The 16,036-nt window shown below is 64.7% G+C and carries 17 protein-coding genes; 11 read left to right on the top strand and 6 right to left on the bottom strand.

Annotated elements, in window-relative coordinates; translation table 11 throughout:
* Positions 1–273: 273 nt before the first annotated feature.
* Entirely contained in the window at positions 274–648 is a 375-nt protein-coding gene (gene nirD / locus BMF89_RS02070; protein WP_078105432.1) for a nitrite reductase small subunit NirD, read from the bottom strand.
* Positions 649–928: 280 nt separating this feature from the next.
* Here nirD and nirB point away from each other — a divergent pair, with 280 nt between their 5' ends.
* Together nirB and BMF89_RS22705 are read left to right on the top strand one after the other, a co-directional pair.
* Positions 929–3,544: a nitrite reductase large subunit NirB gene (nirB, locus tag BMF89_RS02075; protein WP_078105433.1), complete on the top strand. Its 2,616-nt coding sequence runs from the start codon at positions 929–931 to the stop codon at positions 3,542–3,544.
* A gap of 13 nt (positions 3,545–3,557) precedes the next feature.
* Positions 3,558–3,800, top strand: coding sequence for a TIR domain-containing protein (locus BMF89_RS22705; protein ID WP_366214754.1), 243 nt, complete (start codon positions 3,558–3,560; stop codon positions 3,798–3,800).
* Positions 3,801–4,198: 398 nt separating this feature from the next.
* Here the strand turns inward: BMF89_RS22705 and BMF89_RS02085 are convergent, their stop codons facing one another.
* Positions 4,199–4,654: a hypothetical protein gene (locus tag BMF89_RS02085; RefSeq protein ID WP_078105434.1), complete on the bottom strand. Its 456-nt coding sequence runs from the start codon at positions 4,652–4,654 to the stop codon at positions 4,199–4,201.
* A gap of 504 nt (positions 4,655–5,158) precedes the next feature.
* Here BMF89_RS02085 and BMF89_RS02090 point away from each other — a divergent pair.
* From BMF89_RS02090 to BMF89_RS02100, 3 genes are all read left to right on the top strand, one after another.
* Positions 5,159–6,724: a histidine kinase gene (locus tag BMF89_RS02090; protein ID WP_078105435.1), complete on the top strand. Its 1,566-nt coding sequence runs from the start codon at positions 5,159–5,161 to the stop codon at positions 6,722–6,724.
* 194 nt (positions 6,725–6,918) lie between these two features.
* A complete protein-coding gene (locus tag BMF89_RS02095; protein WP_078105436.1) occupies positions 6,919–7,116 on the top strand; it encodes a YegP family protein in 198 nt (65 codons plus the stop codon).
* Between the two features lie 473 nt (positions 7,117–7,589).
* Positions 7,590–8,063 (top strand): Hsp20/alpha crystallin family protein, encoded by a 474-nt coding sequence (locus tag BMF89_RS02100; RefSeq protein ID WP_078105437.1) that lies wholly within the window; start codon positions 7,590–7,592, stop codon positions 8,061–8,063.
* A gap of 128 nt (positions 8,064–8,191) precedes the next feature.
* Here the strand turns inward: BMF89_RS02100 and BMF89_RS02105 are convergent, their stop codons facing one another.
* Positions 8,192–9,043, bottom strand: a complete 852-nt coding sequence (locus BMF89_RS02105; protein WP_078105438.1) for a histidine kinase dimerization/phosphoacceptor domain-containing protein — start codon at positions 9,041–9,043, stop codon at positions 8,192–8,194.
* Positions 9,044–9,620: 577 nt separating this feature from the next.
* Between BMF89_RS02105 and BMF89_RS02110 the strand changes: the two genes are divergently transcribed.
* Entirely contained in the window at positions 9,621–10,808 is a 1,188-nt protein-coding gene (locus BMF89_RS02110; protein WP_078105475.1) for an inorganic phosphate transporter, read from the top strand.
* Between the two features lie 83 nt (positions 10,809–10,891).
* Here BMF89_RS02110 and BMF89_RS02115 read toward each other — a convergent pair whose 3' ends face one another.
* Complete coding sequence (locus BMF89_RS02115; RefSeq protein ID WP_078105439.1) at positions 10,892–11,098, bottom strand: DUF1918 domain-containing protein; 207 nt, start codon at positions 11,096–11,098, stop codon at positions 10,892–10,894.
* Positions 11,099–12,286: 1,188 nt separating this feature from the next.
* Between BMF89_RS02115 and BMF89_RS02120 the strand changes: the two genes are divergently transcribed.
* Entirely contained in the window at positions 12,287–12,526 is a 240-nt protein-coding gene (locus BMF89_RS02120) for a hypothetical protein (RefSeq protein WP_078105440.1), read from the top strand.
* A 206-nt stretch (positions 12,527–12,732) separates the two neighbouring features.
* Here BMF89_RS02120 and BMF89_RS21830 read toward each other — a convergent pair whose 3' ends face one another.
* Together BMF89_RS21830 and BMF89_RS02130 are read right to left on the bottom strand one after the other, a co-directional pair.
* Entirely contained in the window at positions 12,733–12,888 is a 156-nt protein-coding gene (locus BMF89_RS21830; RefSeq protein WP_171983377.1) for a hypothetical protein, read from the bottom strand.
* 233 nt (positions 12,889–13,121) lie between these two features.
* Positions 13,122–14,363, bottom strand: a complete 1,242-nt coding sequence (locus tag BMF89_RS02130; RefSeq protein WP_078105476.1) for a DDE-type integrase/transposase/recombinase — start codon at positions 14,361–14,363, stop codon at positions 13,122–13,124.
* Between the two features lie 202 nt (positions 14,364–14,565).
* Here BMF89_RS02130 and BMF89_RS21835 point away from each other — a divergent pair, with 202 nt between their 5' ends.
* From BMF89_RS21835 to BMF89_RS22570, 4 genes are all read left to right on the top strand, one after another.
* Positions 14,566–14,823, top strand: a complete 258-nt coding sequence (locus tag BMF89_RS21835; protein ID WP_253190664.1) for a hypothetical protein — start codon at positions 14,566–14,568, stop codon at positions 14,821–14,823.
* A gap of 37 nt (positions 14,824–14,860) precedes the next feature.
* Positions 14,861–15,196: a lipopolysaccharide assembly protein LapA domain-containing protein gene (locus BMF89_RS21840; protein WP_253190665.1), complete on the top strand. Its 336-nt coding sequence runs from the start codon at positions 14,861–14,863 to the stop codon at positions 15,194–15,196.
* A gap of 96 nt (positions 15,197–15,292) precedes the next feature.
* A complete protein-coding gene (locus BMF89_RS22710) occupies positions 15,293–15,550 on the top strand; it encodes a transposase (protein ID WP_366214755.1) in 258 nt (85 codons plus the stop codon).
* 296 nt (positions 15,551–15,846) lie between these two features.
* On the top strand, positions 15,847–15,972 hold the full coding sequence (locus BMF89_RS22570) for a hypothetical protein (RefSeq protein ID WP_290439664.1): 126 nt from the start codon (positions 15,847–15,849) through the stop codon (positions 15,970–15,972).
* Positions 15,973–16,036: the final 64 nt, after the last annotated feature.

A 16,036-nucleotide genomic window follows, 5' to 3' on the forward strand; every position in this document is an offset into this window, starting at 1 on the left:
TTGAACCACAGCGGACGCGTCACGGAACCCATGCTCAAAGGGTCCGACGGCGTCCACCGGCCGGTTACGTGGGACCAAGACCAGTCTCCTGCACTACGTGGTAATCGATGATGTCCGTTCTATGGCTGAACTCTCCGAGGCCGGCACGCGCGGCGCCACCACCCCGCTGGTCCCTCAAACCGGGCGGCAGCATTCGGCTGCAGAACCACCGCTGGCCGGTTCCTTGGGGGGAACCGGCCAGCATGGGCGTCGGGAGCTGAGGAAGCCCCTTGTTTAGAGGGCTACTTCGAGGTATCCGTCCACGAGGCGGGTGCTGTAGGTCGCGAGCCGCAGTTCGGGGTTGGTGAAGCATTCGCCGGTCTCAAGGTCGTAGACCTCTTTGTGGAGCGGTGAGGCGATGGTGGGACGGCTGCCACGGGAACCGACGATTCCCCGCGCCATGACATTGGACAGCGTTGCCGGGTCCTGCTGGGATACGGCCAGGACCTCATCCGGCGTGGTGCGGAAGAGCGCTACTTGCTTGCCTCCGACCAGGGCAGCTTCGCCCCAAGCCGGTTCCAGCTCGTCGATTGCGCACACGCGATGCCAGCCAGACTCGGCCGGTGCACTCAGCTGCTGTTGTTTTTCCCGATCCAGAATTACGGTCATTTCAGCCCCTATCACTTAGCCTGCCGGTCCGGCGGATCCAAATGCCGTCAGCCAGCGCGGGCCGTTTGCGGCCACAACTTCACGGTAGGGCCGCCATGTTTCGCCGGAATGCAAACAATGTGTCCTGTTCGTAAAGGAGACCTCACATCGGCGCATTCCTCACCGTGATGCCGAAGTTAAGCCCACGAAACAAAGGGGAAACTGACGCGAAACTGCGTGTCTTTAGTCTGAAGTGACAAGTCGCGGATGACGGTTCTGCGGCACATGCGAAAGGCCGCCAGTGACCGGACATACTTCCCCCTCAGAGAACCCGCGCCGCATCGTGGTCGCGGGCGGAGGCCCTGCGGCCCACCGTTTTGCCGATGCCATGCATACCCGCGGTCTTGAGGGCTGGCACGTCACGGTCCTGACCGAAGAAGCGCATCTTCCCTATGACCGGGTAACGCTGAGCAAGGCGCTCATCGAGGTGGACTACGACCTCACCCTCGGGCACGCGTCGATGTGGGACCACGATGCGCTGGACCTGCGCACCGGCGAGCGGGTGGTCAGGATCAACCCCGATGCAAAGTCCGTGGAAACCGCGGCCGGCAACAGCTACGAATACGACGCCCTCGTGGTCGCGACGGGTTCGAATGCCGCCCGCCTGCCCATCCCGGGCGCCGAGTTCACGCATGTCTACCGCACGCTCGAAGACGTCTGGGCCATCAACGAAGCAATCACGCAGCTTACGGATAAGCTCGACCGCAAGGTCAACGCTGTCACCATCGGCGGCGGCCTCCTAGGCCTCGAATCGGCCGCAGGCACGGAGCGGTTAGGCGCCACGCCGATCGTCATCGACGGTGCGTCCTGGCTGATGGCCACCCAGCTCGACGAAGGCGCCGGCCAGGCACTGGGCCGCCTCATCAAAGACAAAGGCTTCGAAATCCACGGCGGCGTGTTCCCGTCTGAAGTATTGTCCGACAACGATGGCCAGGTCACCGGCGTCCTCATGGCCGACGGCCGCATCATCGACGCCGATATCGTGATCGTCGCGATCGGGGTCAGGCCGCGCGATGAGCTCTTCCGAGCAGCGGAAGGAGAGGAACAGGTCTTCACGCTTGGCCCGCGCGGCGGTGTTGTCATTTCCGATGGTTGCGAGACCGAGATCCCCGGAATCTTCGCCATCGGTGAAGTCGCGAACTTCGAGGGCATGTGCCTGGGGCTCGTAGCGCCGGCGAACACCATGGCCGAGATCGTGGCCGACCGGCTGCACGGCGGCCAGGCGACCTTCCCAGGCTTTGACACCGCCACCAAGCTCAAGCTCTCGGGCGTGGACGTTGCCAGCTTCGGCGACGCGTTCGCCACCACCGAGCACTCCCTGGAAATCGTCTACGCCGACCCGGCCCGGGGCGTCTACCAGAAAATCGTCACCACCGACGACGCCAAGACCCTGCTCGGCGCGATCTTCGTCGGCGACGCCACCCCCTATATGAGCCTGCGCCCCTTGCTCGGCCGCGAGCTCCCGGCCGAGCCCGGCGCCTACCTCACCGCAGCCGGCGGCGGGGACGCGCCCGACACCGAACTGCCCGACGACGCGATCCTGTGCTCCTGCAACAACGTCCCCGCCGGGACCATCCGCGACGCCATCAACGCGTGCGGTAGCTGCGAGGGCAACGCCCCCGTCCAGGAACTGGGCGAACTGAAGGCCTGCTCCCGGGCCGGAACGCAGTGCGGCTCCTGCGTGCCGATGCTCAAGAAACTCCTCGAAGGCGAGCTGAAGAAATCCGGCATCGAAGTCTCCAAGGCCCTGTGCGAGCACTTCAGCCTCTCCCGCCAGGAACTCTTCGACGCCATCCGGGTCCTGGAACTGGACTCCTTCGAAGACATCCTGGCCAAATACGGCACCGGCGCGGGCTGTGACATCTGCAAACCGACCATCGCCTCCATCCTCGCTTCGCAGCATTCCGCGTACGTGCTCGACGCCGGGCGCGGCACCCTGCAGGACACCAACGACCGCGCCCTGGCCAACATGCAAAAGGACGGCACCTACTCCGTGGTCCCCCGCATCCCGGGCGGGGAGATTACGCCCGACAAGCTCGTCGTCATCGGCACGATCGCCAAGAAGTACGGCTTGTACACGAAGATCACGGGCGGGCAGCGGATCGACATGTTCGGCGCCCGCCTCGAACAGCTCCCGCTCATCTGGGGCGAGCTCATTGACGCAGGCATGGAGTCCGGCCAGGCCTACGGCAAGAGCCTGCGCACCGTGAAATCCTGCGTCGGATCCACCTGGTGCCGCTTCGGCGTCCTCGACTCGGTCTCCATGGCCATCAACCTCGAGCTGCGCTACCGCGGCCTGCGCAGCCCGCACAAACTCAAAATGGGCGTCTCCGGCTGCGCCCGCGAATGCGCCGAAGCCCGTGGCAAGGACGTCGGCGTGATCGCGACTGCGGAAGGGTGGAACCTGTACGTCGGCGGCAACGGCGGCGCGAACCCCGCCCATGCCCAGCTCCTCGCCGGCGGCTTGGACGACGACACCCTGATCAAATACATCGACCGCTACTTTATGTACTACATCCGCACCGCCGACCGCCTCCAGCGCACCGCCCACTGGCAAGCCGAGCTCGACGGCGGCCTCGAGCACGTGCGCCAGGTGGTCGTCGAGGACTCCCTCGGCATCGCCGACGAGCTCGAAGCCGCCATGGCCAAGCACGTCGGGTCCTACGAGGACGAGTGGGCCGCGACCCTGAAAGACCCGGAACGGCTCCGCCGCTTCCGCTCCTTCGTCAACGCCCCCGAACAGAAAGACGAGGCCATCGCCTTCGTCCCAGAACGCGGCCAGATCCGCCCCGCCACCAACGAAGAAAAGAGCGCCGTCCTGATCGCCAGCACGATCCCCGTCCGCGGCCAGGACTAAGGAGCAAGAAGCCATTCCTGCAGAGCCGGGTCGAGAACAAAGTCACGATTCTGCACGAGCAAAGGAACAAGGGGCGGACAACCACGAAAAATTCGAGGACCACGCAGCGGAGGCCGCATTCGCCGTTGTCCTGTTGACTCCTGATGATCAGGGCGGACCCGCCGGCGTGATGAAACCTCGAGCCCGGCAGAACGTCGTGCTTGAGCTGGGGTATTTCTTCGGCAGGCTCGGCAGAGACGGAGTGGCCGCAATTTAGCGAAATCCCCTTCGAACAGCAGGAGCTGCCACCCTGTCAAAGTCATGCAGTCCGGCCCCTACCCCACCATGAAGAATCAAGACAAGCAGACCACCCCCCAACCAAGAAAGCGAGACAGAGGACCAACAAAAATGCCCCCGAAGGGGCACACAAAAAGCTGATTTATGCACAGTCCGAGGGTCAAAGGCCCCCTGAGCTGTGTCAGCACCCTGGGACCCCGGAAATGTGCCCCGCGTCTGCGGTCGACACATCGCCTCCGAGATAAGTTTGTCCAAGATGGCCCCTTGGATGCCTTGCTAAATCCTCCGTACCGGAAGGGGCACGAGCGCGAGGCAGGGCCGGGTACTGGGTCTCCCGTTGGATTCTTCGAGGACCCCCGCCTATCTGTGGATCAAGGCTTAGGCGGCGCGGGTCAGTCGCCCGGCAATGACCTGCAGGCGGCAGGGAAGCCTTGCCGGGTCGGCGGATCCGGGCAGCAATCCCTCCCGGACTACCGCGCCAAGCCGGTCAAGGACATCCGTCCCCGCAGCAGCTGCGCTGAGGTCGATGACGATCTCCATTCCCGGCAGGAACGAATTCGTGCGGCGCACGACCGCGTACAGGGCCAGGAGATTCGCCTCGGTCACGGTTCCGTGAACGGCCAGCCGGGCCGAGCCCATGTCAGGCTCCAGACGGACACGGATCTTCAGCCTGCTCTCCGGAGGCGTCGCCGGTCCTTTCTTGGCGGCCCCGGCGGGGGCTGTCGAGTCCACGCCACACCGAACCGGCGGAAGGGTCAGGGCTTCAGGACCGGCGGGACGGGCACGCGTTGCCTGGCCGCCGCTACTGGAGCGGAGGCCAGGCTTCACGGTCATACCCACACACACTGCAATAGACCACATCGTCTTTCCGTTCCGGCGTTTCCACTACCGCGGTCCCGGCGCCGGGACCGCGGCCTTCTGAGATGTCTGAAACTCCGGGCATGCTTATCCCCGCTCCTGGTGGTTGAGGGCACACCGGCTCGACTATGCGTGCCGCCATGTACCCCACGTCACACTAGCCGTGCCCGGAACAGCCCACTAGAGGCTTTTGGACCTTCCCCCAACGGCCACGCACAAGGCAGGGAAGAAAACTACGACAGCACCATCGAGCACAGCCACAGGCACTGGGCGTCGGCAGACTTCCTGCGGTTCCACCTGGAGCCTGACACCCTGGCAGAAGGTTTATATGGCTGCGGGCTTCCAGGACGAGGGGCGCCACCCACAAAGTATTTGGGTGCTGCGCCGCCGCGCGGACGGTAATGGGCGTAGCGTGAAACAAGACAGGGTGCTGGGGCGTGCCTTATTTCAGGATGTTTCTCTCTCAGGAAGCGGCACGCGATGCACCCAGCCCAGAATCCGGTTCCTGTCCACCCCGTTCCGCGAGGACCACTCGCTGCCGAGGCCGCTGCACGGCCCGCGGGAACCGAGGATCCTCTCGGCGACGGCAGGGACCGGGGCCAGAAGCCGGTCCTGGAGCAGCTCGTTCGTTCCGGCTGCGTCCTGATCAATGCCCGATCCGGGATTCTGCACCTCGCAGGAACCGACCTGCCAAGGCACTTCATCACCGCCGGCATCGATGAGCCACGTCACGGGGAACCGTCTGCCCTGACACTACCTGTCCCGGATAGCCGCGATCTGCCGATGAAGTCACTCCTGGAGGTTCCCATCCGGGCGTCAAGCGGGGCCGCGGGCAGCATCTGCTGGATCGATAAGATCGATGGCGACGAGTTCACCGCCGACGACGAAGAAGCCGCCATCGCCCTGGCCACTGCGGCCGGAAGGGCGATCAGTCACAGCCTCCGCCCGGAAGAAGACAAGCGGCGTGCCCTCTGGCTTGACGCATGCATCGAGGTCAGCGGCCGCATCGCCCTGGGCGATGGGCGGAGCGGGACCGGCGGACTGCGTTTCATCGCGGACCAGGCCCGCCGCGGCCCCGGTGCCAGCCAGGCCGTGGTGCTGGTCCCCGCCAGTGACCACAGCACCTTCGTCGTTGTTGCCGCGGCGGGAGGGGACGAGGCCCTTGCCGCCGGAGGGACAGTCCACCTGGGTGCTGCTCTGAGCGATCTCCTCCACGCAAGCGCAGGCCTGGCCTTGTTGGATGACGGGGCCGAACTGGCCGCTCAGTTGTCCGGCCCGTCCACCGGGAACGTCCTGGCGATCTCCTTGCAGACACGGGACCTCCAGCCGGGGTGGCTGATCCTCAGCGGGGCGCAGGCGCCGGGGTTCACCCGGACAGATGTGGAAATGGGCGCGTATTTCGGTTCCCACGCAGCGTCGGCGCTGGAACTGGAGAGTACCAGGGTGCGCCGCGAGGAAGAGCTGATGCATACCGACAGGGAACGCATCGCCCGGGACCTCCACGACAACGTGATCCAGCGACTGTTCGCCGCCGGCCTGGGGATCCAGGCCCTGCCCAACATTTCGGACCGCGAAGAAACCGTGCGGCGTGTCGGGGCCATCACCACCGAACTGGACGAATCCATCAGGGAACTGCGGGAGACCATCTACGCGCTGAACCCCTCCGGCGGCGGCGACGCGACGCTCAGCAGCCGAATTCTCCGGACCCTCAACTCGGGCACAGGCACGGTGGTGCCGCGGCTCACACTCAAGGGCCCCATCGACCAACTCACCGAGCCCAATCTCACGACCCAGTTGCTCGCAACCTTGTCCGAAGCCCTCAGCAACACGGCGCTCCATCCCGGAGCGGACACGATCAGCGTGGAGATCACGGCCGGTCCCGCGGAGCTGGTCCTTCGCGTCCAGGACAACGGCACCGGATTCGGCCGCCACAAGCACGGCGGATTGATCAACCTTGAGCACCGTGCCAGGGGACTCGGCGGCTCAAGCACCGTCAGATCCTCCGCCAGTGGAACACTGCTGGAATGGGCCGTCCCAATGCCCTGACCGTCCCCCTCCGAAAGTCGGCCGGTGCCTTCAAGGCCGGGCCTGGTATGCAGGCCATTCAGCAACAACCACCCCGCCCGGAAAATCAATTCCTGGCGGCAGGCACCCGAACACGGCGGGACGGGCACGACGCAAGGCCGCAGCGGGGCGCAAGCTTGCAGTAGCCGGAGAACCATATCAAAGGAGACGCGAGCATGGCTGGGAACTTCAAACTCATCCGCACCACCCGAGGCCAGTACCGGATCCACCTCATGGATGGCGACGGACACCTTGTCGCTGTTTCGGTCCCGTTCGAATCCAAAACGGCCGCGGTTCAAAGCATCACCACGACCCGGGAGATCGCCGGGACAGCCCACATCCAGGACCTCACACGCCGCCGCAAAAAGACCTGAAAGAACGAGAGGAACCACGCTCGGTGACCTCGACGCCCCCTCACCAGGCTCGAACGGGAATGCGGGTGCGGGTTGGATGTCCCCGGTTCCGTCCTCTCCGACGGTGGCCTTGATGGCCGCCGCCGTGCTCATAGCGTCTGTGAACATCCCATATCTTGGTTTCGGGCGGTCGAGTGCTTCGTTCCCGCAGAAGGGTCAAGTGCCGACGGCACTTACACGAGCGGTCCGGCGGAGGGGTTGCGGGCATTCCCGGTCCCGGAAAGCCTGGAGCCTGGAGCCGTCCCGAAACCGGAGCAGCCGGATGACGGTTGCCCCGACGCCAGCTTCGGGCTTGGCCTGGACCTCCCGGGGTCTGTGCGCCGGACGCGGCGGGACTATAGCCCCTGTCGCCCGCGTCCGGGCGGGTATCAACTGGAAGAACACCAAGGACCCAGTGCGGGCCCTTCCCTGCCACCAAGTCTGGAGATACCCTCATGTCTGATCTGCTCAAGTGGTCCCCGTTCGCTACAACCCGCTGGACCTCTCCGTTCCACACCTTCCTGAGATCCCCCTCGGAGCTGATGGACTCCCTGGACCGCATGTTTGACTCGACCAACGGGCCCGCCCCGATCAGGGTCGAGGAATTCCTCGATGGCAAGACCCTGGTCGTGCGCGCCGAAATGCCCGGAGTCGATCCCGACAAAGACGTCAAAATCACCGTCGAGGACGGATACCTGAATATCAGCGCCGAACGTCAGGAAAAGGAAGAACACAAGGACAAGGGCGGTTTCCGGTCCGAGTTCCGCTACGGGTCCTTCAACCGCAGCATCCTGCTGCCCGAGGGCGTGAAGGAAGAAGACATCAAGGCCTCCTACACCAACGGCGTCCTGGAAGTCCGGACCCCCCTGCCGGAGGCGGCTGCTGCAGAGCCCACGGCACCTAAGAACATCCCGATCACGCGCGGATAGCGATGTCCGCCCCGGGCATGACCCGTCCCCGGGGACGGGACCGGAACCCGTGCCCCCGCCATTGGGGGCCGGGGGCACGGCAGTCACCGGGGCTGTGTCCTTCGTGGAAACGGTGGACAGCGGGGCGTTCAGTCCACGGAACCTGGAATATCCGTCGCCGGATCCGGCTCCGGCACGGGGCGCCGTGTTGCGGGCAACCTGGCTGCGGAATTGGGCTCGTTGGAGCGGTAGGGATGCAGGGCATAGATGGTTTCCCGCAATTGCCGGATGGATTCGTCTAGCTCGGTGGTGATGGCCCGGACGCGTCGGACGGCTTCTTGGTGGTCGGCAATGTTCGGCAAGGTCTGGATTCCCAGGCCGGCAGCGAACAGGCGTTGGATGACGACGTCGTGGAGGTCCCGGGCGATGCGGTCCCTATCCAAGTACACCAGGTCTTCCTCGCGGGTCATTTGAGTATCCTGAAGCTGCAGTGCCAAAGCCGCGTGTGAGCCGAAATATGCCCCCATCTGAAGATCTGTCCGGGTGAACCCGGGAGCTTTTGCTCCCCGGAGGACCAGCAGTCCATGCTCAACGCGCTCCGCTTGCAGGGTGATGGCAAGGATATCTCCGGTGTCCGGACCGGGCAGCTGACCGGACAGTCCGGCTCCGTCTGTCAGCAGAGCCTGGCCCGCGGTTGCGGAGTGCAGATCTCCCACGGCCGGGTCCAGGTGGACAATTTGTCCTGTTGCGTCGGCTTTGTCCGCTCCTGCGGCACCGGCGACAAGGAATGTCCCTTCCGTCCTGGTCGGCACGAGTATCAGGGCCTGCCTGCATCCTGAGCCGCGGCAGGCCTGGCCTGCGATGAAATCCAGTCCGCCGGTCCTGGCTTGCGGATCGTTGCGGGCGAAGTGGCTACTGACGTCCAGGCATGCGCCAAGCCAGGCGGCCCGCCGCGGGGTTTCTTCGTCACCGCCGTGGCCTGGAACCATAGAAGAGCGCATCAGTTCTTGGGAGTACCGGGCCCGGTCCTCTGTTCCGGGGGTCCCGATGGTGGTTCGGGGAGTTGCATGGTGTATTCCAAGGACTGACCGGGCAGGGCCTGGATTATGTGGTGAGTGATTCACGTGCCGCCTCCTGAAAGAGAAAGGTCCTGAAATAGGGCACGCCCCAACACCATGTCGCCTTTCACGCTACGCCGCCCATGACGGACGCGCCATGCCGTGCCGCCAAAATAGCGTTGGTCACACACCGTGTTCGAAGGAACCCATGGCGGGCAACCTCCGTGCCGTAAGGTAGACCGGCCGCCGGGTGCGGAATTCTCCGAGGTGATCTCACCGGAGTTCTCAACGCAGAAAGACCGCTGCTCCTGCATCGAGGGCTTCCGGGTGGCTTGATCGTGAACGATGGTCGGAACAAAGAGGAACCGCGGACTGTGGCAGACCGGTCCTTGCACTGCGATGGGTCCGGTGGCTTCACGGTTGCCGGATGAGACGTAAGATTCATGTCAACAGGGTCTTGGATCCCGCACTGCAGGCGATCGGAGCCTCTTGGGCGTTCCGTCCTTCAGATTGGTTCCACATGGATCTCACCTTCATGGTCGTGCTGGTCATTTCGCTGGCATTGTTCTTTGACTTCACAAACGGTTTTCACGACACAGCCAACGCGATGGCCACGCCCATCGCCACCGGGGCCATCAAACCCAAGATCGCCGTCGCCCTGGCCGCCGTTCTTAATCTTGTGGGTGCTTTCCTCTCGACGGAAGTCGCCAAGACCATCTCCGGCGGCCTGATTCGTGAAGGGTCCGGCGGTATCCGGATCACTCCGGAACTGATCTTTGCCGGTCTTCTGGGCGCGATCATCTGGAACCTGTTGACCTGGTTGCTCGGCCTCCCGTCGAGTTCCTCCCACGCGTTGTTCGGGGGCCTTATCGGGGCGGCCGTCGTAGGCATGGGCTTTGAAGCCGTGGACTTCACGGTGCTGACGGCGAAGGTCATTCTCCCCGCCGTTTGTGCCCCCGTGATTGCCGGCGGCGTGGCTTTCCTCTGTACCCGGTTGGCCTATGCGATTACCCGGCGCCAGGATGCGTCAGGGGATAAGCTGACGCAGAAGCGTGGAGGTTTCCGTAATGGTCAGATCTTCACTTCGTCCCTGGTCGCTTTGGCCCACGGGACCAACGATGCGCAGAAGACCATGGGGATCATCACCCTGCTTCTGATCTCCAGTGGATTCCAGCGGGTCGGGTCAGGTCCTGCCATCTGGGTCATCGTGTCCTGTGCATCCGCGATCGCCGCCGGCACCTACGCTGGCGGATGGCGGATCATCCGGACCCTCGGTACCGGCCTGACGGAAGTCAAGCCAGCCCAGGGTTTCGCTGCCGAGACCAGTACGGCCGCTGCCATTCTCGCCTCCTCGAACCTCGGCTTTGCACTGTCAACCACCCAGGTAGCCTCCGGATCGGTCATTGGCTCCGGGCTGGGGCGCCGGGGTGCGTCAGTGCGCTGGGGCACTGCGGGGCGCGTCGGCCTGGGCTGGCTGTTCACGCTGCCCGCTTCGGCCGCCGTCGGGGCATTGACAGCACTGATCATCAGGCTGGGCACGGCCGGCGTCGTGATCGATGCTGTTCTCGGGTGCCTGGCCGTTGCGGTCATCTTCCTCAGGTCCCGGCGCAACCGGATTACTCACCTTAACGCCGTCAGCGAGGTCGAGCTCGCCGCTGAAGTCATCAAAGTGCCCAAGAAGGGCAAATCCCGGGCAGCCGGAACCTAGAAGTGATCGATTGGACTGGCCTTGGACCGCTCTTAAGTCGGTTTCCACGGATGAGCGCGATCCGCCCGGTCACCACGTGGGCTTCAGCCGGAGTGAACGGATCCTTGGTGGTGAATCACGGAATCGGGACCGGGAAAGTACAGCCCTTCATGACCGGTGTCAGACCAGCGGATCATGTAGGGCGGTGCACCGTCGGGTCCGCGCACCTGAATGATTTCGCCGTCGCGACTCGGTTCGTCGATGTGCGCAGGCGTGTGCACAATGATCCGGACGCCGACATTCGCTCGCATGCGGACCTCCCTGAATGTTCTCCAATAGTGCTGGCCGCCTTAGGCTGCGCGAAGGACGCATTGGCTCATGGAAGACCTCTACGTGGCTGCCTGCGCTGCGTCTCCGTGCCGCCGGTCCGTGGACGTCGTGGGTCGGGCGGCCATTGGCCCGCGCGCGCAACCGACCGCTGCGGTAATTGGTCTTCCGGTTGGTGGGCGGTTGCGGGTTGTCGGTCGCTCCACCGCTCCACTCCCCTGGCGGCAATCCCTTGCCATGCATTTGCGGGAACCTCACGGGGATCATCCGTGGCCGGACGAGGTCACCGAGACGATGTTTGACAGGTTCAGCGAGGAACGGGCACGGGGCCTGACGGTGGTGGAGCCTCTTTTCGTGGAAGTCTCGGCGGACGTGGCATGGTCTGGCCGCGCGTCCCGCCATCCGGTGCGCCTCCTGCGGGTCCGACCGGAGTTGCATCCGGGTGATGTCTCGTCACCCTTTGATACCGCCGGAATTCCGGGGGTTCTTCAGAGCTACCGTCGCCAACCCGGAAGCTTCATCGAAGAATGTCGACACCCCCGCCGAACCAACAACTATGGGCCAAACAGTCCTCCTGCCGGTCTTCGACGCTCGATGCCAGCGGGTCCGACAGGACAGCATCCAGATCCGGATTCACACGTCGTCCCTGACCAAGGCTGGCAGCAACGAATCCCGGACTCCCATCCAAAAGAACTCCCCGCCGCCACCCCCGACTGACCGCCGGGCTTGAAGACCCGGTCCGGTCCTTCAAGCCCGTTGTCCAATTCAGTCAACCCCTGCGCAGGGATCCCGGCCAGAGTAACGTCTACTTGTTTTCGCTGCGGGGGACGGGCCTAATACTCCCCCGGCCGCACCCCGCACGGACCGGCCACTACCGCTGTCCGCAGCGGAGTAACCCTGACGTACCGGCGAGATCATTGGCCAAGGAATCCGTGATGGGCGTCTCATGCCGAGGCCTCCGGAGCGCCTTCGGTGCCGGGGCACGCCGGGCGCCGCCGATGGACGGTCCAGCCGCGGCGCCTCTAAGATAAGGCAAACCCCACTGCGGAGGACCAACGAGGCCAGGGGTCCGCTGAGTCGCCCTGACGGAAACGGACTCATACCTCGTTGGAGGTCTGTCTGCGCATCACGGGCGCTGCACTTCCTGTGCAGAAAGGCAGATGGAGACCCTTATGCAGACAGACCCCGAGCCCGAAGCCGAAGCAACCGTCCATACTGTGACCGTAGAGGCTTCCAGCACCCACCCGGAGGACTGGGGAAGGGCCACGGCCCGTGCCCTGAGCCAGCTGATCCAAGAGATCATCGCCACCACCGGCACGGACCCCTGCCGTGATCCCGAGGGCCTGGACGTCTCGCTGCACATCAAAGCCGTGCCCGAGGGTGAGGCCATCACGGTCACCTGGCGCGGCTGACCTGCGGGTGCTGTGTCCGGTCCAAGACTGGCCGGCCGCTGGGTTTCCCTCGCCGCGAAGGGAGCCGGGCTTGCCGTCAATCTGCCTTCTTTGTAGTCTCCTTGGCGGTGTCGGCACCCTGCTTCAATTCCGTCCGGGCTTGCCCCGGCTCTCAATGCCTTGCCCTGGTCGGTCACCAGGTTGCGGCTCCGGGGTGTGATCGGGGCTTAGACGCTTCGGCCGCGGTTGACGAAGAACATGATCACAGCGACCACAAGCACGATCGGAGCGATCCAGAGCAGGAAGCCGACAGCCTTGACCGTGCCGCCGATGATGAACAAAACGATCGCGATAACGGCCAGGATCCAAAGCAACGCGCTCATTACCATTACCTCCCAAATTGTGTTCTCGAACAGCCCCGGGTCGGCGGCTGGCCCCAATCTACGCCGCGCGGAACAGGGTTTCCAGCGATACGCTCCGGGCCCGGATGCGCCGTTGGCGCCGGACGATTCGCAGAGTTCCTGCTTCTCGGCAAGGGGACCACATCGCATTGCCATCCACGGCGGCCGGGCGGTCGATCCGGCTCTGCTCCTCCTGCCCCCCCTGTTGCCTCACGTCAATAGCTCCGGGAAGGTTGATTCGTTGCCTCATGTGAAAACCTCCGGCTGGTGTGGTTCCATCGTTCGTTCACAGCGGGTTTGATCGGTGCCGGTTGTTTGGCGGTGGCGATGGTTTCAAGCCCGCCGGTGAGGGCCAGTATCTGTCGTGAGAGCGCGGCCGGCCTGATCTTCTTGTATTGGGCGTTCATGCGGATCATTGGCATCCGTGCCACGGCGGGGTCTGCTACGGCGCGCCTGTGCGGGGTCGCCGCACGGTCGTGGGTTTTGCTGACCTTGGCTCCGTGGCGGACCTTGGCGATGAGCTTTTGCTGGGGTAGCAGGTAGTTGGTGAAGATCCGGTCCAGCTCCCAGATCTCGTTGAGCAGCTCCAGTTCCGCGGCGGTGTCATAGCGCAGGTAGCCGACAAGCTCACGGACCCGGGACCAGTTCTTCTGTTCGACGTGGGCGCCGTCGTTCTTGTTGCTCGGGCGGGACCGGGTGAAGGTGATGCGGTGCTCGAGGCAGAACTCGAAGAGTTCGTTGTTGATGAACTCACTGCCGTTGTCCGAATCGATGCCGATGACGGGAAACGGGAAGACCGCCAGGACGTGCCGCAGGGCCGCGAAGACGTGCTTCTGTGCCTTGTTCGGCACGGACCGGTTCACCGTCGACCCGGTAGCGATATCGGTGACCGTGAGGGTGAAGCAGTACTGCCCGGACGCGGCGCCGCCCTCTCGGCCGACCAGATCGATCTCGACGAAACCCGGCACAGCGTTGTCCCACTGGGCCCAGGTGCGGATCGGGATCTGGGACTTCAGCAAAGATCCGGGCTTGGTATGGGACCGGCCATGCGGCAGGAGCTTCGCCCGCTGACCGGCCAGCCGCCGGTCAATGGTCGCCGCACTCATGCGGGCGAGCATCGCTGCCTGCCCGTCGGTAATGTCCAGGACCTTCTCTGCCCGCAGCATCGGCACGAGATCCGGCAGCATGGGGGCCAGCAGCTTACCCGCAGGGCCCCGTAGCACCGCCCAGCACAGCACGAGACCGTCCTGCAGGTCGGCCCCATACACCGGGGCGCGTCCCGGCCTGACGGGCCGTGGCCGCGGCGGATCGAGCGCATGCCGCAAAACCGCCCGGGCATGGTCCCGGTGCCAGCCGGTCAGCTCGACAAGCTCATCCAGGATCCGCCCCTTCCTGGCCCGGTCACCGGCCCGGTAGGACTCGGCCAGGTGCTTCGTCACGGCTTTGCGTTCACCCATCGTCAATCCCATCCCTCAAGGATCTCCGCGGCCACCCTTCCCGGACCTTTTCCCATGAGGCAACGTATGCGGCTACGCGGAGGTTTTTTATGAGTCAACGCGGGCCCTGTCTTTCCGTGGTAGCCGGGCGTACGCTGATCACGTCCCCGGTACCGGACCGGCCCGGGTCTTTGCCTCCGGATTCAATCAGTGAGGGATCACCATGGAGATCAACATCAGGGACCACTGGGACAACCTCAGCCCCGAAACCCGGCAATGGCTCATCGAGAACCCCGGGTGTGTGGTGCTGCCGCGCACGATCACGGAGACGATCCATCAGGAAACCGGAATCACCGCGGACTCGGACCAACACGCGCAGGCGCCTCTCTCCCCCGAAGACCTCGACTTCCTCCGGGCCCGGTCCGAAGAAGCGCCCGCTCCGCCGGAGCACCGGTTCTTCGACGCAATCCAGCCCGGATAAGGCTGAAGCTGGGCGTCAAGGGATAAAGGACTCCCCCATGAATGCAGAACCACAGCCGTCACCGGAGCCTACCCCTCCGCCCGCACCGGGCGCCGGCCCGCCGGCAGGACGCCGGCCGGTGCTCACGCGCGCCGGGATGGCCTGGACGGCCACCATTGCCGCCCTCGTCCTCCTGATCCTGCTCATCGCGTTCATCGTGCAGAACCAGGACGCCGCCAGGGTCAGGTTCTTCGGCCTGGACGGGACCATCTCCCTGGGCATTGCCCTGCTCATCGCCGCGGTCGGCGGCGGGGCCCTGGTCGCGATAGCCGGTGCAGTACGCATCATCCAACTCCGGACCCGCACCCGCCGCACACCCGCCACACGCCGCTGACATCCGAACACCCCCCTGTGGCCATCTAGCCGTTGCGCGGCACTCAACGCAACAAACCCAGCCCCCAGCCACGCTTGACGAACCATAGAAGGGTCACTGCCCCGCCGCCGGTCCCGGCACCGACTCTCCCGAACCGGGAACAGACAGCTGAACAGGGCGCTGCACCGCATCGCGCTCACCCAGGCCCGCTGCCATCCGGGCGCGCGAGAACTTGTGGCCCGCCGCAAAGCAGGCGGCGACGGCGGCATGGAAGCACTGCGTATCCTCAAACGCCGACTATCAGACGTCGTATACCGGGCTCTGATAGACGATCACGAAACCTCCGAAGCCAGCGAGCTGGTCCTCGCTGCTTGACAGAGGAGCTAGAGACAGTCCCACACGGCCAGCTCTACCGGAGCAGACGGGCCAGCCGTTGCAAGGCGGGATCTGTTCAAATCGACTGGGCTGCGGAAGTGGCGCCTGGAATACGGCGGCGCGCCGCTTCTTTTCTGTGGACGGCCAGACCCGGGTTGTCCACAGCCAGTGGCTGGTTTGCCGCGGTGGTTGTGGGTATCGGGTGCACAACGCCTCCGGGTCGTGAGGGCGGACGACTTGGGTGTCGTCCTTGGCTTCTAGAAGGGTTTCCCCACTGGGTGAGGGGAAGTGGAAGCATGGAGGATGGACGGCGGCCGCGGGGCAGTGCCTGGCAGATCGCCGAGGTCTGGATCGCGGCCGCGGCGCTGCTGTTGACGGCAGCAAGGATGGGTCTGGAGCTGTCGCAGATGGCAGGGCATTGACCGGGGATGGTTGGTGGTTATGCAACCAGGGGCCGGCGGCCCCCTGGGGTTTTCCCTCTGCAAA

Source organism: Arthrobacter sp. SRS-W-1-2016 (assembly GCF_002009585.1).
In the GTDB taxonomy this organism is placed as follows: Bacteria; Actinomycetota; Actinomycetes; order Actinomycetales; family Micrococcaceae; genus Arthrobacter; species Arthrobacter bambusae_A.